19 protein-coding genes are annotated in these 20,931 nt (G+C 60.3%); 12 read left to right on the forward strand and 7 right to left on the reverse strand.

Annotation, left to right across the window (positions count from 1 at the left end; all coding sequences use genetic code 11):
- The first annotated feature begins 23 nt into the window (after positions 1-23).
- Positions 24-890: a carboxylate/amino acid/amine transporter gene (locus ABTV29_RS07045; protein ID WP_433769422.1), complete on the forward strand. Its 867-nt coding sequence runs from the start codon at positions 24-26 to the stop codon at positions 888-890.
- A 108-nt stretch (positions 891-998) separates the two neighbouring features.
- Here the strand turns inward: ABTV29_RS07045 and ABTV29_RS07050 are convergent, their stop codons facing one another.
- On the reverse strand, positions 999-2,297 hold the full coding sequence (locus tag ABTV29_RS07050) for a mechanosensitive ion channel family protein (RefSeq protein ID WP_433769423.1): 1,299 nt from the start codon (positions 2,295-2,297) through the stop codon (positions 999-1,001).
- 192 nt (positions 2,298-2,489) lie between these two features.
- Between ABTV29_RS07050 and ABTV29_RS07055 the strand changes: the two genes are divergently transcribed.
- Both ABTV29_RS07055 and arfB read left to right on the forward strand, forming a co-directional pair.
- Positions 2,490-3,836, forward strand: coding sequence for a DEAD/DEAH box helicase (locus ABTV29_RS07055; protein ID WP_433769424.1), 1,347 nt, complete (start codon positions 2,490-2,492; stop codon positions 3,834-3,836).
- 84 nt (positions 3,837-3,920) lie between these two features.
- Positions 3,921-4,334 carry an alternative ribosome rescue aminoacyl-tRNA hydrolase ArfB gene (gene arfB, locus ABTV29_RS07060; RefSeq protein WP_433769425.1) on the forward strand — a complete coding sequence of 138 codons (414 nt, stop codon included), beginning with the start codon at positions 3,921-3,923 and terminating at the stop codon, positions 4,332-4,334.
- Here the strand turns inward: arfB and ABTV29_RS07065 are convergent.
- The 6 genes from ABTV29_RS07065 to phhA form a co-directional block, all read right to left on the reverse strand.
- Positions 4,331-5,530, reverse strand: a complete 1,200-nt coding sequence (locus ABTV29_RS07065) for an MFS transporter (RefSeq protein ID WP_433769426.1) — start codon at positions 5,528-5,530, stop codon at positions 4,331-4,333. The genes arfB and ABTV29_RS07065 overlap by 4 nt on opposite strands.
- A 103-nt stretch (positions 5,531-5,633) precedes the next feature.
- Positions 5,634-5,816, reverse strand: a complete 183-nt coding sequence (locus ABTV29_RS07070) for a hypothetical protein (protein ID WP_433769427.1) — start codon at positions 5,814-5,816, stop codon at positions 5,634-5,636.
- Positions 5,817-5,889: 73 nt separating this feature from the next.
- Positions 5,890-6,021 carry a hypothetical protein gene (locus tag ABTV29_RS07075; RefSeq protein WP_256345623.1) on the reverse strand — a complete coding sequence of 44 codons (132 nt, stop codon included), beginning with the start codon at positions 6,019-6,021 and terminating at the stop codon, positions 5,890-5,892.
- A 273-nt stretch (positions 6,022-6,294) separates the two neighbouring features.
- Positions 6,295-7,488 carry an amino acid aminotransferase gene (locus ABTV29_RS07080; RefSeq protein ID WP_433769428.1) on the reverse strand — a complete coding sequence of 398 codons (1,194 nt, stop codon included), beginning with the start codon at positions 7,486-7,488 and terminating at the stop codon, positions 6,295-6,297.
- Positions 7,488-7,844, reverse strand: a complete 357-nt coding sequence (locus ABTV29_RS07085; protein ID WP_007975310.1) for a 4a-hydroxytetrahydrobiopterin dehydratase — start codon at positions 7,842-7,844, stop codon at positions 7,488-7,490. The genes ABTV29_RS07080 and ABTV29_RS07085 overlap by 1 nt, the downstream gene beginning before the upstream one ends.
- A gap of 104 nt (positions 7,845-7,948) precedes the next feature.
- Positions 7,949-8,740 carry a phenylalanine 4-monooxygenase gene (gene phhA, locus ABTV29_RS07090; protein ID WP_433769429.1) on the reverse strand — a complete coding sequence of 264 codons (792 nt, stop codon included), beginning with the start codon at positions 8,738-8,740 and terminating at the stop codon, positions 7,949-7,951.
- Between the two features lie 380 nt (positions 8,741-9,120).
- On the opposite strand from phhA, the gene ABTV29_RS07095 reads away from it, so the two are divergent.
- From ABTV29_RS07095 to ABTV29_RS07135, 9 genes are all read left to right on the forward strand, one after another.
- Positions 9,121-10,680, forward strand: a complete 1,560-nt coding sequence (locus tag ABTV29_RS07095; protein WP_433769430.1) for a sigma-54-dependent transcriptional regulator — start codon at positions 9,121-9,123, stop codon at positions 10,678-10,680.
- Between the two features lie 320 nt (positions 10,681-11,000).
- Positions 11,001-11,741 carry a flagellar basal body rod protein FlgF gene (locus tag ABTV29_RS07100; RefSeq protein WP_433769431.1) on the forward strand — a complete coding sequence of 247 codons (741 nt, stop codon included), beginning with the start codon at positions 11,001-11,003 and terminating at the stop codon, positions 11,739-11,741.
- Positions 11,742-11,786: 45 nt separating this feature from the next.
- Complete coding sequence (gene flgG, locus ABTV29_RS07105; protein ID WP_433769432.1) at positions 11,787-12,572, forward strand: flagellar basal-body rod protein FlgG; 786 nt, start codon at positions 11,787-11,789, stop codon at positions 12,570-12,572.
- 55 nt (positions 12,573-12,627) lie between these two features.
- Positions 12,628-13,323, forward strand: coding sequence for a flagellar basal body L-ring protein FlgH (gene flgH, locus ABTV29_RS07110; RefSeq protein ID WP_433769433.1), 696 nt, complete (start codon positions 12,628-12,630; stop codon positions 13,321-13,323).
- Positions 13,324-13,341: 18 nt separating this feature from the next.
- The gene (locus tag ABTV29_RS07115; RefSeq protein ID WP_433771778.1) at positions 13,342-14,451 is read left to right on the forward strand and encodes a flagellar basal body P-ring protein FlgI; all 1,110 of its coding nucleotides are present in this window, start codon (positions 13,342-13,344) and stop codon (positions 14,449-14,451) included.
- An 11-nt stretch (positions 14,452-14,462) separates the two neighbouring features.
- Positions 14,463-15,755, forward strand: coding sequence for a flagellar assembly peptidoglycan hydrolase FlgJ (flgJ, locus tag ABTV29_RS07120; protein WP_433769434.1), 1,293 nt, complete (start codon positions 14,463-14,465; stop codon positions 15,753-15,755).
- Between the two features lie 23 nt (positions 15,756-15,778).
- The gene (gene flgK, locus ABTV29_RS07125) at positions 15,779-17,791 is read left to right on the forward strand and encodes a flagellar hook-associated protein FlgK (protein ID WP_433769435.1); all 2,013 of its coding nucleotides are present in this window, start codon (positions 15,779-15,781) and stop codon (positions 17,789-17,791) included.
- A 13-nt stretch (positions 17,792-17,804) separates the two neighbouring features.
- Positions 17,805-19,397 (forward strand): flagellar hook-associated protein 3, encoded by a 1,593-nt coding sequence (locus ABTV29_RS07130; protein ID WP_433769436.1) that lies wholly within the window; start codon positions 17,805-17,807, stop codon positions 19,395-19,397.
- Between the two features lie 435 nt (positions 19,398-19,832).
- A complete protein-coding gene (locus ABTV29_RS07135; RefSeq protein ID WP_433769437.1) occupies positions 19,833-20,762 on the forward strand; it encodes a ketoacyl-ACP synthase III in 930 nt (309 codons plus the stop codon).
- The last annotated feature ends 169 nt before the right edge of the window (positions 20,763-20,931 follow it).

A 20,931-nucleotide genomic window follows, 5' to 3' on the forward strand; every position in this document is an offset into this window, starting at 1 on the left:
CCGCCATTCGAAACGAGGCGAGCATGGGCTATCTACTTTTTGTCACGCTGATCCAGGCGTTTTCCTTCAGTTTGATCGGCGAGTACCTGGCCGGTCATGTCGACAGTTACTTCGCGGTGCTGGTGCGCGTGCTGCTGGCGGGGCTGGTGTTCATTCCGTTGACGCGCTGGCGTTCGGTGGAACCGGCCTTCATGCGCGGCATGCTGCTGATCGGCGCCTTGCAGTTCGGCGTGACCTACGTCTGCCTGTACCTGAGCTTTCGCGTGCTGACGGTCCCGGAAGTGTTGCTGTTCACCATTCTTACGCCGTTGCACGTGACCCTGATCGAGGACGCGCTGAACCGACGCTTCAATCCCTGGGCCTTGATCGCGGCGCTGGTGGCGGTCGCGGGGGCGGCGGTGATTCGCTACGACCGCATCAATCCCGACTTCTTCATGGGGTTCCTGTTGCTGCAGCTGGCCAACTTCACCTATGCCGCCGGGCAGGTGCTCTACAAGCATCTGGTGGCGCGGCATCCAAGCGACCTGCCGCACTATCGGCGCTTCGGCTATTTCTATCTGGGCGCGCTGGCGGTGGCATTGCCGGCATTCCTGTTGTTCGGCAAGCAGAACTTCCTACCCGAAGCACCGCTGCAATGGGGCGTCCTGCTGTTCCTCGGACTGGTCTCGACGGCGCTGGGGCTCTACTGGTGGAACAAGGGCGCCTGTCTGGTCAATGGCGGGACACTGGCGGTGATGAACAACCTGCATGTGCCGGTGGGGTTGCTGATCAATCTGCTGATCTGGAATCAGCACGAGGAATTGGGGCGGTTGCTGCTGGGCGGGTCGGTGATTCTGCTGGCGGTGTGGATCAGTCGGTTGGGTGTTCGCCAGGCCGCAATCGCACACTGAATTCCTGTAGGAGCGAGCTTGCTCGCGATAGCGGTGTGTCAGAAAAGATGATGTCGACTGACACTCAGCAATCGCGAGCAGGCTCGCTCCTACAGGAAAGTTATCGTCTTACATGATGTGTTTCTCGGGCTCGGGGATATGGCTCGCCCCCAGCACCGCCGGCAACAGCCCGGCCCGAAGATCCGTACCGCTGGGCTGCTGATAAAGGCTCAAGCCAAACTCCGGCAGTACCGCCAGCAGGTAATCGAAAATATCCCCCTGAATCCGCTCGTAATCGGCCCACGCCGTGGTGCGGGTGAAGCAGTAGATTTCCAGCGGGATGCCCTGGGCCGTGGTTTGCATCTGTCGGACCATGCAAGTCATGTTCGGCTGGACCTCCGGGTGGCTCTTCAGATACGCCAGCGCATAGGCACGGAACGTGCCGATATTGGTCATGCGTCGACGGTTGGCCGACATGGCCGCGACGTTGCCCTGAGCTTCGTTCCAGGCCTTGAGTTCGGCCTGTTTGCGGCTGATGTAGTCCGTCAGCAAGTGAACCTGGGACAGTTTCTGTTCTTCGTCATCGCGGATGAAGCGCACGCCGCTGGCGTCGATGAACAGGCTGCGCTTGATCCGTCGGCCACCGGACTGCTGCATGCCGCGCCAGTTCTTGAACGACTCGGACATCAGGCGCCAGGTCGGAATGGAAACGATGGTTTTATCGAAGTTCTGTACTTTCACCGTGTGCAGCGTGATGTCCACCACATCGCCGTCGGCGCCCACCTGGGGCATTTCGATCCAGTCGCCGACCCGCAGCATGTCATTGCTGGTCAGTTGCACGCTGGCGACGAACGACAGCAGCGTGTCCTTGTAGACCAACAGGATCACCGCCGACATGGCGCCAAGACCCGACAGCAACAACAACGGCGAGCGATCGATCAGCGTTGCGACGATGATGATCGCGCCAAACACGTACAAGACCATTTTCGCCAGTTGCACGTAGCCTTTGATCGAGCGGGTGCGGGCGTGTTCAGTGCGGGCGTAGATATCCAGCAAGGCATTGAGCAGGGCGCTGATGGACAGCACCAGAAACAGGATGGTGAATGCCAGTGCCACGTTGCCGAGGAAGATCAGCGCGGTTTTACTCAGCTCCGGCACCAGATGCAGGCCGAACTGGATCACCAGCGACGGCGTCATTTGTGCCAGGCGCTGAAACACCTTGTTGTGGCGAAAGTCGTTGATCCAGTGCAGGGCCGGCTGTCGGCCAAGCATTCGGCTCGAATGCAGAATCAGATAGCGAGCCACTCGTCCGAGCACCAGGGCAATCACCAGAAGCAGCATCAGTGCCAGGCTGGCATGCACGAGCGGATGCTGATCGAGGGCGCCCCAAAGGTCTTGGGCGTTGAGCCAGAGCTGTTTGATATCCATGGGTAGAATCGATTCTTCTGTAAGGCGCGACGGGCGATTAGAGCATTTAAGACACTTTGTATTACGTTCGATGACAAATCAGGCAACAAAAAAGCCACTGTTTGCTGCCGATTGCATAAAGAAACTCGGCCTTCGCGCTCGAAACCGTTACCCTATGCAGCTGATTTTTTGCATTTCTTCGAGGTAGCACCCGTGTTTTCCGAATTCGCCCTGCACGAACGCCTGCTCAAAGCCGTGGCCGAACTGAAATTTGTCGAGCCGACGCCTGTGCAAGCAGCGGCTATTCCGCTCGCGCTCCAGGGGCGTGACCTGCGGGTGACGGCGCAAACCGGTAGCGGCAAGACCGCGGCCTTTGTCCTGCCGATCCTCAACCGTCTGATCGGCCCGGCGAAAATCCGCGTCAGCATCAAGACCCTGATCCTGTTGCCGACCCGCGAACTGGCCCAGCAGACCTTGAAAGAAGTTGAACGCTTCTCGCAGTTCACCTTCATCAAGGCCGGCCTGATCACCGGCGGTGAAGACTTCAAGGTCCAGGCCGCCATGCTGCGCAAGGTGCCGGATATCCTGATCGGTACGCCGGGCCGGATGATCGAGCAACTGAACGCCGGCAATCTCGATTTGAAAGAAGTCGAAGTCCTGGTGCTCGACGAAGCCGACCGCATGCTCGACATGGGTTTCGCCGATGATGTGCAGCGTCTGGTGGACGAATGCCCGAACCGCCAGCAGACCATGCTGTTCTCCGCCACCACCGGTGGTTCGGGGCTGCGCGAAATGGTCGCCAAGGTCCTGAACAACCCCGAGCACCTGCAACTGAACGCGGTCAGCCAGCTGAACGAAACGACCCGTCAGCAAATCATCACCGCTGACCACAACCAGCACAAAGAACAGATCGTCAATTGGCTGCTGGCCAACGAGACCTATCAGAAGGCCATTATCTTCACCAACACCCGGGCCATGGCCGACCGCATCTACGGTCGTCTGGTGGCGCAGGAATACAAGGCGTTCGTACTGCACGGCGACAAGGACCAGAAAGATCGCAAGCTGGCGATCGACCGTCTGAAGCAGGGCGGGGTGAAGATCCTGGTGGCCACCGACGTTGCCGCCCGTGGCCTGGACGTCGACGGTCTGGATCTGGTGATCAACTTCGACATGCCACGCAGCGGTGACGAATATGTACACCGTATTGGTCGTACCGGTCGCGCCGGCAATGATGGCCTGGCCATCTCGCTGATCTGCCACGGTGACTGGAACCTGATGTCGAGCATCGAGCGCTACCTCAAGCAGAGCTTCGAGCGCCGTACCATCAAGGAAGTCAAAGGCACCTACGGCGGACCGAAAAAGGTCAAGGCCTCGGGCAAGGCCGCCGGCACCAAGAAGAAAAAGACCGACGTTAAGGGTGACAAGAAAAAAGTCGCCGCCAAGACTCCGACCAAGCGCAAGAGCGCCAACCGTCCGAAGGCCGAAGCGCCGTCGCTGGTCAGCAAGGACGGCATGGCCCCGCTCAAGCGTCGCAAGCCGCAGGCTCCAGCGGCGGAATAAACGCCCTGGCCAAAAAAATGCCCGTATCGCCAGATACGGGCATTTTTGTTTAGATGGCGCATAGCGCACAGGTAGTGACTGTCCATGCTGGTGATTTCCAACAACGTGCATCTGCCGGATGCCGAGATCGAGTTGACCGCCATTCGTGCCCAGGGCGCGGGTGGGCAGAACGTCAACAAGGTCTCCAGCGCCGTGCACTTGCGCTTCGACATCCCGGCCTCATCCTTGCCCGAGTTCTACAAGGAGCGGTTGCTGGCGCTGCGCGACACTCGCATCACCAGCGATGGCGTGTTGATCATCAAGGCCCAGCAATACCGGACCCAGGAGCAGAACCGCGCCGATGCGTTGCTGCGCCTGACCGAACTGATCCTCAGTGCCACCAAGGTCGAAAAGAAACGCCGCCCGACCAAGCCAACCCTCGGTTCGAAGACTCGCCGGCTCGAAGCCAAGAGCAAGCGCGGCAACATCAAGGCCGGGCGCGGCAAGGTGGATTTCTAGCGCGCGTCCCGAGCCTGGCGGTTCTTAGGCGCCTGCCGGTACAGGTAGATGCAGAGCATCAAGCTGCTGATTGCCGCCAGCGCGGCGAACAGGAAGATCGAGGCAAACCCGAACCCTGCAGCCACAGCCCCCGCCAATGGCCCGGTGATCCCCAGCGACAAGTCGATGAACAGCGAGTAAGCCCCGACCGCCGCGCCACGGCTGGAGGCGGGCACCAGGTTGACCGCTTCAACCCCCAATGCCGGAAACACCAGCGAGAAACCAAAGCCGCTCAGTGCTGCACCCGCCAGCGCCCAATGGGCATCCGGTGCCAGCCACAGCAGCAACAATCCGAGGGTTTCCACCGACAGGCAGGCAATCGCCACGCGAAAGCCGCCCAGGCGATTGATCAGGTTGCCGAACAACAGCCGCGCGCCAATGAAGCTGGCGCCGAACAGGCTCAGGCACAACACCGCGTTATCCCACTGCCGGGTGGCGTAATACAGGGTGATAAAGGTAGCGATGGTGCCGAAACCGATGGAGCCCAGCGCCAGGCCGCAGCCGTGGGGCAGCACTCGTCCGAGGACGTGGATGAACGGCAGGCGTTCGCCGGCGACGATGGGCGCCGCAGTCTTCGGCCAGGCCAGCAGCAGGCCGAACAGCGCCAGCAACACGATGCTCACACCCATGCTCCACAAGCCCAGTTGCCCGACCAGCCACACCCCCAGTGGCGCGCCGACTGCCAGTGCGCCGTAACTGGCGATGCCGTTCCAGGAAATGACCTTGGCAGTGTTCGCCGCTCCGACCCGGCCGATGCCCCAGCCAATCGAGCCGGAACCCACCAGGCTTTCCGCGCTGCCCAATACCAGTCGGCCGATGAACAGGCTGGCCAGGCTCAGCATTGGCAGGCTTTGGGTCCAGGCTGAAAGCAACATGAACACGCCGCTCAGGCCGCAGCCGGCCAGGCCGTACATCACCGCCAGCTTGCTGCCTTTGTTGTCGATGATCTTCCCGGCGTAGGGGCGGCTGAGAAGGGTGGCGAGGTATTGCACGCTGATCACCAGCCCGGCGATCACCGCGCCAAAGCCCAAGTCGCTGTGGACGTAACCCGGCAATACCGCCAGAGGAATGCCGATATTCAGGTAGCCGATAAAGGTAAACAGGACGATGGAGACAACTTGCAGCGTGACCGCCAGGGGGCGCTGGTTTTCAGACATGGGTAAAAGTCCACGATAAAGCAGGATTAGATAGGCTGCTTATGATAACGGCGCTGGCGTTCGTGGGTTGTGAAAAAGTAAAACTATTTGCCGGGCGGACCGCTCAGGGCTTTTCAGGTGCGACCAGTTGCGTGGTGACCAGTGCGGCCAACGCATTTTCCTCAGTGCCGAAACGGGCGAGCAAGGCGGCTTGTTTCTCGGGGGGGAGGCGATTCCAGATTTCGATCATTTTCTCGGCGGTGCCGATCAGAACGCTGGCTTGCGTTTCGCTGAAATCATCTGTCATGGGGGAATGCTCGGTTCAGGCAGTGTGGAAAGCGCATGTTAGCGCTTTCCACACGGTCTGTACGGCGGGTGTATCAGTCTTCGCTGTCAGCCTTGCGACTGTCGGTTGCTTCTTTTGGCTCGGGCTGTTGGGCGCCGGCTTGCTGCGTGGTCGTCTGCTCAGGTTCGTGCAGGCTTGGGAAGGGGAGATTAGGAATCTCGTGCATGGTTGCGCTCCTCGCTAAGTCTGTTGATAGATCTGGTAGATCCGCGCTTTCAAAAAGCCTGGCAAGGATACAGCACGGGAAATGACAAATAGACTTTATATCCATTTGTTTCGACGGATGGGGTTGTCTAGACAGGTAAGTAATAGCCACGCAGAAACAACTGTAGGAGCGAGCCTGCTCGCGATGGCGGTGTGTCAGTCGAATCAATCTGGACTGACACACCGCCATCGCGAGCAAGCTCGCTCCTACAGAGGTTCTACAGAGTGCTTGAGATTACTGGCAAACCTTGGCAATCGCCTCAGCCAGCAAATCCAGGCGCGTCGCATCAATCCCCGCCACGTTCGCCCGCCCGGTACCGACCATGTAGACGCTGTGATGCTCACGCAGTTGCTTGACCTGATCCGGCGTCAATCCGGTGTAGGAAAACATCCCGCGTTGCACGCCAATGTGCGCAAAGCGTTCGCGCAAGCCATGGGGCTCCAGGGCTTCGACCAGGCCGCTGCGCAGTTGGGCGATGCGCAGGCGCATGGTTTCCACTTCGTCGCTCCAGAGATTTTTCAGCTCCGGATCGCCAAGGATGGTCGCCACCACGGCGGCGCCATGGTCTGGCGGCGTCGACCACAGGTTGCGGGCGATGTTGGCCAGTTGGCTGCGAATATCCACCAGTTTGTCGGTGGTTTTTGCGCAGACAATCAGCGCGCCGGTACGGTCGCGGTACAGGCCGAAGTTCTTCGAGCAGGAACTGGTGATCAGCACTTCCGGCAACTGCGCGGCGAACAGCCGGGTCGACCAGGCGTCCTGCTCCAGGCCATCGCCAAAGCCCTGGTAGGCAAAGTCGATCAGCGGCAGCAGTTCGCGGCGACGCACCACTTCCAGCACCCGCTTCCAGTCGTCATGGGACAGATCGAAGCCGGTCGGGTTGTGACAGCAGGCGTGCAGCAAGACCACATCGCCCTTGGGCGCCTGACTGAGTGCCGCGAGCATCGCCTCGACATCGAGACGGTTGTCGCTGCTCACGTAGGGGTAATGGCTGACCTTGACCCCGGCTGCCGCGAAAATGGTTTCGTGGATCGGCCAGGTCGGATTGCTCAACCACACGCCACGGCCCGGCAGGCACTGGGCGATGAAGTCCGCGCTCAGGCGCAGCGCACCGGTGCCGCCCGGTGTCTGGGTGGCGCCGGCGCGGTTGTCGCGGATCAGCGGCGAGTCGGCACCGAGCACCAGCTCATTGATGACCTTGCCGAATGCCGGATCGCCATGCCCGCCGATGTAGATCTTGGTGGTCTGGCGTTCCACCAGGCGTGCCTCGGCCAGCTTCACCGATTGGGGAATCGGCGTCAGGCCCTGGGCGTCCTTGTAGACGCCCACGCCAAGGTCGAACTTGCGCGGGTTGGGGTCCTGCGCGTAGGCCTCCATCAGGCCGAGGATCGGATCGCCGGGTACTCGGCCGATGGCATCGAAATGCATTACTTGCGGCCCTCGGCGTCCTTGGCCACTTCGTCAGTGCGCGCGGCCATGATGAAGTCGTTGCGGTGTAGGCCCTTGATCGAGTGGCTCCACCAGGTCACGGTCACTTTGCCCCACTCGGTCAGCAGGCCCGGGTGGTGACCTTCGGCCTCGGAGATTTCGCCGACGGCGTTGGTGAACGCCAGGGCGTGCTTGAAATTCTTGAACAGGAAGACTTTTTCCAGCTGCATGATGCTGTCGCGTACTTCGATGTTCCAGTCCGGGATCTGCTTGATCAGGATCGGCAATTCTTCATCGCTGACCTGTGGAGCATCGGCGCGGCAGGCTTCGCAGTGGGCTTGGTTCAATGTGGACATGATGGATTCCTGAAATCGTATAAATGGATATCGACTGCCAGTGCTACCACGCTAAAGCAAAGCGTCGGTTCCTGACAGACTCACTTGATCGTAAAAGCTGCGGTTCAGGCGGCTTTTGGTTTTGGCGGAAATTTCGGCGCGTGCAGGCCCATCTGCATCGCTTGCTTGACCATGCCCATGATGTCTTCGTGGGCCAGGTCGAACAGGCGCTTGAGATCGGGCAGGACAAAGTACAGCGGCTGCAAAATGTCGATGCGGTACGGGGTGCGCATGCATTCCAGCGGGTCGAACGCCTGATGCTCGGGCTCGTCCGACAGGCAGTACACGGTTTCCTTCGGCGAAGACAGGATGCCGCCACCGTAGATGCGCTGGCCCTGCGGGGTATCGAGCAGGCCGAACTCGATGGTCATCCAGTACAGGCGCGCCAGATACACGCGCTCTTCCTTGGAGGCCTTGAGGCCGAGCTTGCCGTAGGTGTGGGTGAATTCGGCGAACCAGGGGTTGGTCAGCAGCGGGCAGTGGCCGAAGATCTCATGGAAAATGTCCGGCTCTTGCAGGTAATCCAGTTCTTCGCGAGTACGAATAAAGGTCGCGACCGGAAACTGCTTGCTGGCGAGCAATTCAAAAAAGGTCTGGAAAGGGATCAGTGCAGGAACGCGGGCAACCTGCCAGCCGGTGGTTTCACCGAGCACTTTGTTGATCTCGCCCAATTGCGGAATGCGGTCGTGGGGCAGACCGAGTTTTTCGATGCCGTCCAGGTATTCCTGGCACGCACGCCCTTTGATCACTTTCATTTGGCGAGTGATCAGCGTGTTCCATACCGCATGTTCTTCAGCGGTGTAGTCGATAAAACCATGCGCATCGGGCTCGCGAGCCACGTATTGCGTCTGCTTCATACTGCTCTCCTGCGGAGGGATTCGTTCTTGTTATGTGCTGCTATGGACCTAGAAATACCTCAAGGATCTCGGCTTTACAGCGGGTAGGGCGCGCCAGGCGCAGGAAAAGTCCTGCTTTTTCGTAAAGTTTTCGTTACGTTTGACAAGTTGTCGCGCAGAGGGTGCGATTGGCGTGTGGGAAAAGTGCTCCGGGTGTCACATAATCTTGACGACTAACTGAGCGCCTCGGCAGAAATAATCCCTGTAGGAGCGAGCCTGCTCGCGATGGAATCAAGGGCGACGCGTTTATTCAGGATTAACGCGTTTTCGTTAACGCCCATCGCGAGCAGGCTCGCTCCTACAGGTTGGGTGCTTCATTCACCGCTTTTTCGGGCCTTTTTATGCGTATCAAAGTCCACTGCCAGAACCGCATCGGCATCCTGCGCGACATCCTCAACCTGCTGGTGGAGTACGGCATCAACGTCGCTCGCGGTGAAGTGGGCGGTGAGCACGGTAATGCCATCTACCTGCACTGTCCGAACCTGATCAACATCCAGTTCCAGGCCCTGCGTCCGAAATTCGAAGCGATTGCCGGGGTCTTTGGCGTCAAGCGCGTAGGACTGATGCCCAGCGAGCGTCGGCATATGGAACTCAATGCCTTGCTGGGTGCCCTGGAGTTTCCGGTGCTGTCGATTGACATGGGTGGGTCCATCGTCGCGGCCAACCGCGCGGCGGCGCAGTTGCTCGGGGTGCGTGTCGATGAAGTGCCCGGCATTCCGCTGTCGCGTTATGCCGAAGATTTCGACTTGCCGGAGCTGGTGCGCGCCAACAAGTCGCGAATCAACGGGATGCGGGTCAAGGTCAAGGGCGATGTGTTTTTGGCCGACATCGCCCCGCTGCAATCGGAGCATGACGACAGCGAAGCCATGGCCGGCGCGGTGTTGACGCTGCACCGTGCCGATCGGGTGGGGGAGCGCATCTACAACGTGCGCAAACAGGAGCTGCGCGGCTTTGACAGCATCTTCCAAAGCTCCCGGGTGATGGCGTCGGTGGTGCGCGAGGCTCGGCGTATGGCTCCGCTCGATGCGCCGCTCTTGATAGAAGGCGAAACCGGTACCGGCAAAGAGTTGCTGGCGCGTGCCTGCCATCTGGCCAGCCCGCGCGGGCAATCACCGCTGATGGCGCTCAACTGCGCCGGCCTGCCGGAATCCATGGCTGAGACCGAACTGTTCGGCTACGGCCCCGGCGCCTTCGAAGGGGCGCGAGCCGAGGGCAAGCTCGGGCTGCTGGAGCTGACGGCGGGCGGTACGCTGTTTCTTGACGGCGTCGCAGAGATGAGTCCGCGCCTGCAGGTGAAATTGCTGCGTTTCCTGCAGGACGGTTGCTTCCGCCGTGTCGGCAGCGATGAGGAGGTCTACCTCGATGTGCGGGTGATCTGTGCGACCCAGGTCGATCTGTCGGAGTTGTGCGCCCGCGGCGAGTTTCGCCAGGACCTGTATCACCGCTTGAATGTGTTGTCTTTGCACATCCCGCCGCTGCGCGAATGCCTCGACGGTTTGCCGCCGCTGGTGGAGCACTTCCTCGATCAGGCCAGCCGCCAGATCGGCTGCCCGCTGCCCAAACTGGCCCCGGCGGCCATGGATCGTCTCAGCCACTACCACTGGCCGGGCAATGTCCGGCAACTGGAAAACGTGCTGTTCCAGGCGGTTTCCCTGTGCGACGGCGGGACCGTCAAGGCCGAGCACATTCGCCTGCCGGACTACGGCGCGCGCCAGCCCCTGGGGGATTTTTCCCTGGAGGGCAGCCTGGACGAGATTGTCGGTCGTTTCGAAAAAGCGGTGCTGGAAAGCCTGTATTCCGAGCACCCGAGCAGCCGGCAACTGGGCAAGCGGCTGGGGGTTTCCCATACCACCATTGCCAACAAGTTGCGTGAGTATGAGGTTGGCAAGACGGAGTCTTAGCGAAGGCTTGCTGCGTTTATACCGGCCTCATCGCGAGCAGGCTCGCTCCCACAGTGGATATGTGTCGCACTGAAGATCCCTGTAGGAGCGAGCCTGCTCGCGATAGCGGTAGAGGCCATTGCCGAGAGGCAAGCCTTGCCACCCACCGGCATGACACCGCCGGTTTTTCGTCTCTGACACATTTCCCAAATCCACTCCAACTCCCTCAAGTCCTTTGTTTGCCGGGCCTCGCGCCGCCAAAAACAAGTTGGTCTGCAAATTGCTTATGGCTCATCAGTACAGCAGTGGGCGGCAAACGTCCGGCAGGCAGAGGATAGATTGTGGACAAGTACCTTTATGTGGCAATGACCGGCGCCAGCCAGAATGCACTGGCGCAAAAGGCTCATGCCAACAACCTGGCGAACATCTCCACCAACGGTTTCCAGAAAGACCTGGAGCAGGCGCGTTCGATGCCGGTGTTCGGCGACAGCTTTCCGGCGCGTGCGTTTGCCATGTCCGAACGCCCGGCTACCGACTTTACCCCGGGCTCCCTGGTGGAAACCGGTCGTGACCTCGATGTCGCCGTGCAAGGCAGTGGCTGGATGGCGGTGCAGAACCCTGACGGCGGTGAAAGCTATGTGCGCACCGGCAGCCTGGTGATCGACGCACTGGGCGTGCTGCGCGCCGGCAACGGCATGCCGGTAATCGGCAATGGCGGCCCGATCGCCGTGCCACCCGAGCAACAGATCGAAGTCGGTGAGGACGGCACCATCAGCATTCGCTCGATGGGCGAGGATCCTCGCGTGATGGCGGAAGTCGACCGCATCAAGCTGGTCAACCCGGACTTCAAGAACATGACCAAGGGCCTGGACGGTTCGATCCACACCAAGGACGGCCAGCCTGCGCAAGCCGATGCCAACGTCAAGCTGGTGTCGGGTTTTCTCGAGTCGAGCAACGTCAATGCCGTGGACGAGATGACGTCGGTGCTGGCCCTGTCCAAGCAGTTCGAACTGCACGTCAAGATGATGAACACCGCCAAAGAAGACGACCAGGCCATGGCTCGGGTCTTGCAGATCAGCTAATTATCAGAACGTCGCGCCGTAAAACAGGCGCACGAGGAGAATCGAATGCTTCCGGCTCTATGGGTTGCCAAAACCGGTCTGTCCGCCCAGGACACCAACCTGACCACCATTTCCAACAACCTGGCCAACGTGTCGACCACGGGTTTCAAACGTGACCGCGCCGAGTTCCAGGACCTGCTGTACCAGATCAAACGCCAGCCTGGTGCCCAGTCGACCCAGGACAGCGAACTGCCGTCGGGCCTGCAAGTGGGTACCGGTGTACGCATCGTCGGCACCCAGAAAAACTTCACCGCCGGCAGCCTGCAAACCACCGAGCAGCCGCTGGACATGGCCATCGACGGTCGCGGTTTCTTCCAGATCCTGCAACCGGACGGCACCACGGCTTACACCCGTGACGGCACCTTCCACCTGGACTCCAACGGCCAGATCGTCAACGCCAGCGGTTTCGCCCTGCAGCCGGCCATCGTCATTCCGAACGATGCCCAGACCTTCACCGTGGGCAAGGACGGCACCGTGTCCATCACCGTGGCCGGCAACCCGGCTTCCCAGGTGATCGGCAACCTGCAAACCGCCGACTTCATCAACCCGGCCGGCCTGCAGGCCGTGGGCAGCAACCTGTTCCTGGAAACCGCCGCCAGTGGCGCGCCGGAAGTCGGCACCCCGGGCCTGGCCGGTTTCGGTACCACGCTGCAGAACACTCTGGAAACGTCCAACGTCAGCACCGTTGAGGAGATGGTCAACATGATCACCACCCAGCGCGCCTACGAGATGAACTCCAAGGTGATCTCCACCGCCGACCAGATGCTCTCGTTCGTTACGCAGAATCTGTAATCAAGTCTACAAGGGGCGGTCATCGGGCCGCCTGCTACACCGTGAGGTAAGGGTCATGAAACGCTTCGTCTCTGTTCTGGCATTGAGTGGGATCACCGCGCTTGCAGGCTGTGTGCCTGTGACGCCCAAACCCAATGACCCTTACTACGCCCCGGTGTTGCCGCGCACACCGCTGCCGGCTGCCGCGAACAACGGCTCGATCTACCAGGCCGGGTTTGAACAGAACCTCTATGGCGACCGCAAGGCGTTCCGGGTCGGTGACATCATCACCATTACCCTGAACGAGAAGACCCAGGCCAGCAAAAACGCCAACTCGCAAGTGGCCAAGAACAGCAAGACCGGCATCGGCCTGACGTCGTTGTTCGGTTCCACGCCCAACACCAACAACCCGTTCGGCAGTGGCGACCTGAGCCTGAGCGCCAGCTATGAAGGCGACCGCGCGACCAAGGGTGACAGCAAGGCGGCGCAGGGCAACACCCTGACCGGCTCGATCACCGTGACCGTCGCCGATGTGTTGCCCAACGGCATCATCGCGGTGCGTGGCGAGAAGTGGATGACCCTCAACACCGGTGACGAGCTGGTGCGCATTGCGGGTCTGGTTCGCGCCGATGACATCTCGACCGACAACACCGTGTCGTCGACCCGTGTCGCCGACGCACGCATTACCTACTCGGGTACCGGTTCGTTTGCCGATGCGAGTCAGCCAGGCTGGTTCGACCGTTTCTTCCTCAGCCCGCTGTTCCCTTTCTAGGTGGCTTTCCAGTTGAGCATGTTGAATTTCAGAAGACTCATGATGGCCGCCGTTCTGTTGTCGGCGGCCTTCAATGCCCAGGCCGAACGCCTGAAGGACATCGCCAGCATTTCCGGCGTGCGTTCCAACCAGTTGATCGGTTATGGCCTGGTGGTCGGGCTTAACGGTACCGGTGACCAGACGACCCAGACGCCGTTCACCCTGCAGACCTTCAACAACATGCTCTCGCAGTTCGGCATCAAGGTGCCGCCGGGTTCGGGCAACGTGCAGTTGAAAAACGTCGCGGCGGTGTCGGTCAGTGCCGATCTGCCGGCCTTCGCCAAGCCCGGTCAGCAGATCGACATCACCGTTTCGTCCATCGGTAACTCCAAGAGCCTGCGCGGCGGTACGTTGCTGCTGACACCCCTCAAGGGTATCGACGGCAACGTCTACGCAGTGGCCCAGGGCAACCTGGTGGTCGGCGGCTTCGATGCCGAAGGTCGCGACGGTTCGAAGATCACGGTCAACGTGCCGTCGGCCGGTCGCATCCCCGGTGGTGCGTCGGTCGAACGGGCGGTGCCGAGTGGCTTCAACCAGGGCAACAGCCTGACGCTGAACCTCAACCGTTCCGACTTCACCACCGCCAAGCGCATCGTCGACAAGATCAACGACATGCTCGGCCCGGGCGTGGCCCAGGCCATCGATGGCGGTTCGATTCGCGTGACCGCGCCACTGGATCCGAGCCAGCGTGTCGACTACCTGTCGGTCCTGGAAAACCTCGAAATCGATCCGGGCCAGGCGGTGGCGAAAGTCATCATCAACTCCCGTACCGGCACCATCGTGATCGGGCAGAACGTCAAGGTTTCGCCGGCCGCCGTGACCCACGGCAGCCTGACCGTGACCATTACCGAAGACCCGATCGTCAGCCAGCCGGGCCCACTGTCCAACGGGCAGACGGCGGTCGTGCCACGCTCGCGGGTCAACGCCCAGCAGGAAGCCAAGCCGATGTTCAAGTTCGGCCCCGGGACCACCCTCGACGAAATCGTGCGTGCGGTGAACCAGGTCGGCGCGGCGCCAGGTGACTTGATGGCGATCCTCGAAGCACTGAAACAGGCCGGCGCGCTGCAAGCCGACCTGATCGTGATCTGAGGACGGTTTACATGGATATGTACAAGAGCGGTCGGGTCAGCAGCAGCGATTCGGGTTCGTATTCCGACCTGAACCGGTTGAACCAGCTCAAGGTCGGCGACAAGAACAGCGACGCGAACATGCGCAAGGTTGCGCAGGAGTTCGAGTCGCTGTTCCTTGGCGAGATGCTCAAGTCCATGCGCTCGGCCACCGAAGCGCTGGGCAAGGACAATCCGATGAACACGCCGGAAGCCAAGCAGTACCAGGAAATGTACGACCAGCAGCTGGCCGTTTCCATGTCTCGCGAGGGTGGCGGTATCGGCCTGGCGGACGTGCTGATGCGCCAGATGTCGAAGAACAAGCCGCTGGCACCGGGCGAGGCCGCGGCCATGTCTGCGGCCAAGCAGGAAGCCGCCAAGGCTGCCGCGCAAACGCCAGTGGCGGCCGGCACGGTGGCCACCAACGGTCCGCTGTCGCGGGTCAATGGCGAGCGTCCGTTGTGGGCTTCGCGTTCGGTCCATGCACCGAGCGGCGAGGGCACGCACCGTAATGACATGGAGCTGATCAACCAGCGTCGTTTGGCCTTGCCGCCGAAGCTGGCCGATCGATTGCTGGCGGGCCTGGTGCCTTCGGCAACGACGAGCGCCAATACGACGGTTGCGGCGGTCAACAAGACTCAACTGCCGGAGCGCTTCACTACCACCGGTTCCGGCGCCTTGTACAACGGCGACTGGCTGGCGAACGCGCAAGCGGCGGCCAATGGCCCCCTGCAGATTTCGGGGCGCGCCATTGCACAAATTCCGCTGGCGCCGCCGAAGAAAGCCTTCAGCTCCGCCGACGAATTCGTCAACACCATGCTGCCGATGGCCAAGGAAGCCGCCGACCGCATCGGCGTCGATCCGCGTTACCTGGTGGCCCAGGCCGCGCTGGAAACCGGCTGGGGCAAATCGGTCATGCGCGCCCAGGACGGCAGCAGCAGTCACAACCTGTTCGGCATCAAGGCCGGCAACAGCTGGAAGGGTGATTCGGCGCGAGCGATCACCAGCGAATTCAGGAATGGCCAGATGGTCAAGGAGACGGCGGAGTTCCGCTCCTACGATTCTTACAAGGACAGCTTCCATGACCTTGTGACGCTGCTGCAAACCAACAATCGCTATCAAGATGTCGTGAAGTCGGCCGATAACCCGGAACAGTTTGTACGCGAGTTGCAAAAGGCCGGTTATGCGACCGACCCGAACTACGCGAGCAAGATTTCGCAGATAGCCAGGCAAATGACGAGTTACCAAAACTACGCCGCGGCGGGCGCCTCCACGACGCCTATATAGACACAAGGTATAAGGTCTGAATCATGAGTTTGCTCAACATCGGAATGTCGGGTCTGTCCGCTAGCCACGCCTCGTTGGTGACTACCGGTAATAACATTTCCAACGTCGACACCGTCGGGTACTCCCGCCAACAAACCGTACAGAACAGCAAGAACTCGATTCAGTACGGCAATGTGTTCATCGGGACCGGCACTACGCTGGCCGATGTGCGCCGGGTGTACAACAGCTACCTCGATTCGCAATTGCAGACCACCACTTCGCTCAACAGCGACGCCCAGGCGTATCTGGGGCAGGCCACCCAGGTCGACAAGCTGCTGTCCGACAGCGGCACCGGTGTGACCAAATCCCTGCAGGCGTTTTTCTCGTCCCTGCAAACCCTCGCCGCCAACTCCAATGACAACGCCGCGCGCCAGGCACTGCTGACCAATGCCCAGGGCCTGAGCAGTCGCTTCAACGCGATTTCCAAGCAACTTACCCAGCAGAACACCTACATCAACGATCAATTGGGTTCGATGGCCGACCAGGTCAACAAACTGGCGTCGACCGTTGCGGCCTACAACAAGAAAATCGCCGAAGTCAGCGGTTCGGGTGGCACGCCCAACGAACTGCTGGACCAGCGCAACGAAACCGTTCGCCAGCTCAGCGAGCTGGTAGGTGTCCAGGTTACTGACACCGAGGGGCGCCTCGACATCTACCTGGGCAGTGGCCAGCCACTGGTGGTCGGCGATACCGTCAATAAACTGCGTGTGGCGCCGGACCCCGCCGACCCGACCCGTTCCTCGATCATCATGGATCGCAACGGTTCGTCGATCGACATCACCAATGTGATGACCGGTGGCGAGATGGGCGGCCTGGTGCGTTATCGCAACGAAGTGCTGACACCTGCGGTCAACGGCCTGGGGCGTATCGCCATGGTTGTGGCCGATCAGGTCAACAAGCAGTTGGGCCAGGGCCTGGATCAGAACGGCAACTTCGGCGCGGCACTGTTCAACAACATCAACAGTGCGGCGGCCATCAGCCAGCGCAGCATTGCCAACGGCAACAACAACCCGGCTTCCGGCAACCTGAACGTCACCATCAATGACACCAGTAAAGTGCAGGCCAGCGACTATCAGGTCACCATCACGGCCACCGGTTACAACGTGCGTCGCCTGTCGGACAACACCGACATGGGTAACTTCGCCTTTGCTACGCCGCCTGCCGCTCAACCGGTCATCGATGGTTTCAGCCTGAGCATCAACTCCGGCACGGTCGCCGCTGGCGACAGCTTCAAGATTACCCCGACCCGCAGTTCCGCCGCGGACATGACCACGGTCATGACCGACACCAAGACCCTGGCCACGTCCGCTCCGCTGACGTCCACCAAGGCATCCGGCAATGACGGCACCGGTGCGGTCAGCCAGCCGAGCCTGAGCACCGCCCTGGATATTTACGACCCGGTGCAGCGTCTCGAAGTGCAGGGCGCGGTCAAGGCTTCGATGCCGGTTCGCCTGGTGATGACCAGTGCCAATGCCTACGAAGTCTTCGACTCCAAAGGCACCAGCATCGGCACCGGCAGCATCGTGCCTGGGCAGAACAACAATCTGAACATCGCCGTGCCTTACACAGATGCCGGTGGCAACGCCAAGTCCTTCAGCGTGGCGATGACCATCAGTGGCAGCCCGGCGTCGGGTGACAGTTTCAACATTGCCATGACGGCGGCTGACAGCACCGACAACCGCAACGCCCAGGCGTTGCTCGGCCTGCAATCGAAGGCCACCGTCGGCGCAACCGCCACCAGCCCGGGCGTCAGTTTCACTGATGCCTATGGCGGCCTGGTAACGACCGTGGGTTCCCTGACCAAACAGGGCCAACTGGATGCCACGGCCACCGACACCATCATGACCGGTGCGCGCGACGCCCGTGATTCGCTGTCGGGGGTCGACCTCGATGAAGAGGCGGGCAACCTGACCAAGTACCAGCAGTACTACACGGCGTCTTCGCAGATCATCAAGACTGCGCAGGAAATTTTCAGCACTCTGATCAATGCCCTTTAAGGAGCCGTAGAACATGCGTATTTCTACCGCACAGTATTACGCCGCTACGGCTGCCAACTATTCGCGCAACATGAACAACGTAGTGAAGACTGCCGAGCAGGCCAGCAGCGGGGTAAAACTCAACACCGCGGCGGACGATCCGGTGGGCGCGGCGCGTTTGCTGCAGCTTGAGCAGCAAAAAGCGCTGCTGGGTCAGTACACCACCAACATCAATGCGTTGAACACGGCTCAGGCGCAGGAAGAAAGCGTGCTGGACAGCATCAACAACGTGCTGCAGAAAGTCAGTGAGCTGACGGTGCGCGCCGGTGGCGGTTCGTTGAACGACGACGACCGCAAATCCATCTCGGCGGAGCTCAAGCAGTCCGAAGAACAGCTGCTGACCCTGATGAACAGCAAGGACGCCAACGGCAAGTACATTTTCTCCGGCGCCAGCAACAATACTCAGCCATTTGTAAAAAACAGCGATGGCACCTACAGCTATCAGGGCGACCAGACCCAGCTGGAGCTGAAAATCGGTGACTCGATGTCGCTGGGCTTGAACGACACCGGTTGGGAAGTCTTCCAGCAGGCTATCAATGCGGCCCGCAGCTCCACCACCATGACTGCGCCGCCGGTCGATGACGGGCGTGTGTCCTTGTCGCCGGGGCTGGTGAATTCCGGTCCGGCGTTCGACAGCAGTTTCCGCAACGGCCAGCCTTACACGTTGTCGTTTACCAGCAGTACCCAATATGTGATCACGGATTCCGCGGGTAATGACGTGACCGCTGAATCGACTGGGGGTGGCAAGTTCGATCCGAATGTGAAGGGCGGTTCCGACGTCAACTTCCGTGGTGTGACCTTTCAGCTGGATATCACCTACCAGGCTGGCGACAACCCCTCCGACACTGCAGCTTCTGACGCAGTGATCGCCGGTCACAGTTTCCAGCTGACGGCCAAGCCGGACAGCTTTGTGGCCAACCGGGCGCCGGGCAATACATCGACGGCGATCATTAGCCAGACTGCGGTGACCAACGCCGCCGACTACAAGAACTTTTTCCCGGAAGGCGGGGCGGTCTTGAAGTTCACCGGTCCGGGCACCTTCGAACTTTACGCGCGCCCGTTGACCAGCAGCAGTACGCCGGTCACGACCGGGACCGTGACGGCTGGCGTGGCCACGGCGGCCGGTGTCAGCTTCACCCTGGGTGGCACGCCGCCGACGCCGGCTGCAGGTGATCAGTTCGACATCGCGGTCAACACGCACCAGACCCAGAACGTGCTCGATACCATCAGCCAGTTGCGTGCGGCGCTCGATACCCCGGCCCAGGGTAAACCGGCCCAACAGCGTTTTCTGGAAGATACGATCGCTTCGTCCCTTGCCAACTTGAACAACTCCAAGAACCAGGTCGACCTGGCGCGGGGTGCGATCGGTGCACGGGGCAACGTGATGGACATGCAGACCGAGCAGAACACCAGCACCGGCCTGATCAACGAATCGACTACCAACTCGATCAAGAACACCGATCCGGCGGAAGTCCTGACCCGCCTGACGCTGCAACAGACCATGCTGCAGGCCGCGCAACTGGCATTCGCCAGGGTTTCCCAGTTGAGCCTGTTCAACAAGCTTTGAGTCGGTCCTGACCGCTCGCGGCCAGCCCCTTTAACAGGGGGCTGGCTTTTTTTTTGCGCCAATTTTGCCGCCAGCCAGCTCACATGATGGGCGCAATCCCCTGTAGGAGCTGTCGAGTGCAACGAGGCTGCGATCCTTTGATCTTAAAAACAGGATCAAAAGATCGCAGCCTGCGGCAGCTCCTACAGGGGATTTGCTTCGGGAAATTGACGGAATCCGGACCACAAAATCAAATAAAGCACTCTTCTCTGAGTGACCCGTCAGTCAAAACGCGCATCTTCACTGTATCCTGTCTGCGGGCGGTGAAGGTGTGAGGGGTGTTCAGGATCCTTTCCTGAGCCCCGATGTTGCTCTTCTGGGGGCCTGGCCCCGACTGTAGACGCCCTCGATTCAGCGAGCGGCGATGTTCAGCTGTTTATTATTGGGAAGCCATAAATGATTGGCATAAAAAATATAGCGAGTTACGTGCCGGCAGCCGGGATTGATAACTATGCCCAGGGTGCAAAGTTCGACAAGGACGAAACTTTTATCCTTGGCAAGATCGGTTCCGCGTTTTTGCCACGCATGGATGCTGATCAGGAAACCTCCGATCTGTGTGTCGAAGCAGCCAATGCGCTGTTCGCCGCCAATCCTGAACTCAAGCGCGAATCCATCGACTGCCTGATCGTCGTCACCCAGAACGGTGATGAAGAAGGATTGCCGCACACTGCTGCGATCGTTCAGGACAAACTGGGCCTGTCGACCCATGTTGCCGCTTTCGATATTTCCCTGGGCTGTTCCGGTTACGTCTACGGCCTCTACGCGATCAAGGGCTTCATGGAGGCGACCGGGCTGAAAAACGGCCTGCTGATCACCGCCGATCCCTATTCGAAGATCGTCGATCCGGAAGATCGCAACACCACCATGCTGTTCGGCGATGCCGCCACCGCCACCTGGATGGGCGAAAACGCCGTCTGGCAGCTGGGCAAGTCCAAGTTCGGCACAGACGGTTCCGGCGCGCCGCACCTGAAAGTCACTGACGGGGTGTTCTTCATGAACGGTCGTCAGGTCTTCAACTTTGCCTTGCTCAAGGTTCCGGCCCATCTGCACGAGCTGCTGGATGAGTCGAATCTGCAGGCGAGCGATATCAATGCCTTCTGCATTCACCAGGGCAGTGCGGCCATCGTCGATGCCGTGGCCCGCCGATTCGAAGAAGGCGAGCCGGAAAAATTCGTCAAGGACATGCTCGAAACCGGCAATACGGTTTCGTCGAGCATTCCACTGCTGTTGCAGAACCATGTGTTCGATTCGAAGTGGACGCGCGTAGCCATCAGCGGCTTTGGCGTGGGGCTTTCGTGGGGTTCGGCGATTCTCTACCGCGGCTGATCGACTCGATCGCAGCGGCAAAAAAACGCCCGGGAATTTCGATTCCCGGGCGTTTTGCTTTTTTTGACGCCGATTTTCTGGCTCTAAACCCTTGAAAACAAAGGGCTGGCACCCTGCCATTAAAAAATTCGAAAAAAGCCCTCAAGCAAACCGGTACCACGACGATAAC

The organism is Pseudomonas putida (genome assembly GCF_050989985.1).
GTDB classification, from domain to species: domain Bacteria; phylum Pseudomonadota; class Gammaproteobacteria; order Pseudomonadales; family Pseudomonadaceae; genus Aquipseudomonas; species Aquipseudomonas putida_AI.

Coding starts and splice junctions, on each gene's coding strand:
- flgH (WP_433769433.1), top strand. CDS start 12,628: ATGAAACGCTTCGTCTCTGTTCTGGCATTGAGTGGGATCACCGCGCTT.
- ABTV29_RS07135 (WP_433769437.1), top strand. CDS start 19,833: ATGATTGGCATAAAAAATATAGCGAGTTACGTGCCGGCAGCCGGGATT.
- arfB (WP_433769425.1), top strand. CDS start 3,921: ATGCTGGTGATTTCCAACAACGTGCATCTGCCGGATGCCGAGATCGAG.
- phhA (WP_433769429.1), bottom strand. CDS start 8,740: ATGAAGCAGACGCAATACGTGGCTCGCGAGCCCGATGCGCATGGTTTT.
- ABTV29_RS07075 (WP_256345623.1), bottom strand. CDS start 6,021: ATGCACGAGATTCCTAATCTCCCCTTCCCAAGCCTGCACGAACCTGAG.
- ABTV29_RS07085 (WP_007975310.1), bottom strand. CDS start 7,844: ATGTCCACATTGAACCAAGCCCACTGCGAAGCCTGCCGCGCCGATGCT.
- ABTV29_RS07070 (WP_433769427.1), bottom strand. CDS start 5,816: ATGACAGATGATTTCAGCGAAACGCAAGCCAGCGTTCTGATCGGCACC.
- ABTV29_RS07130 (WP_433769436.1), top strand. CDS start 17,805: ATGCGTATTTCTACCGCACAGTATTACGCCGCTACGGCTGCCAACTAT.
- ABTV29_RS07115 (WP_433771778.1), top strand. CDS start 13,342: ATGTTGAATTTCAGAAGACTCATGATGGCCGCCGTTCTGTTGTCGGCG.
- flgG (WP_433769432.1), top strand. CDS start 11,787: ATGCTTCCGGCTCTATGGGTTGCCAAAACCGGTCTGTCCGCCCAGGAC.
- ABTV29_RS07050 (WP_433769423.1), bottom strand. CDS start 2,297: ATGGATATCAAACAGCTCTGGCTCAACGCCCAAGACCTTTGGGGCGCC.
- ABTV29_RS07080 (WP_433769428.1), bottom strand. CDS start 7,488: ATGCATTTCGATGCCATCGGCCGAGTACCCGGCGATCCGATCCTCGGC.
- ABTV29_RS07065 (WP_433769426.1), bottom strand. CDS start 5,530: ATGTCTGAAAACCAGCGCCCCCTGGCGGTCACGCTGCAAGTTGTCTCC.
- flgK (WP_433769435.1), top strand. CDS start 15,779: ATGAGTTTGCTCAACATCGGAATGTCGGGTCTGTCCGCTAGCCACGCC.
- ABTV29_RS07045 (WP_433769422.1), top strand. CDS start 24: ATGGGCTATCTACTTTTTGTCACGCTGATCCAGGCGTTTTCCTTCAGT.
- ABTV29_RS07095 (WP_433769430.1), top strand. CDS start 9,121: ATGCGTATCAAAGTCCACTGCCAGAACCGCATCGGCATCCTGCGCGAC.
- flgJ (WP_433769434.1), top strand. CDS start 14,463: ATGGATATGTACAAGAGCGGTCGGGTCAGCAGCAGCGATTCGGGTTCG.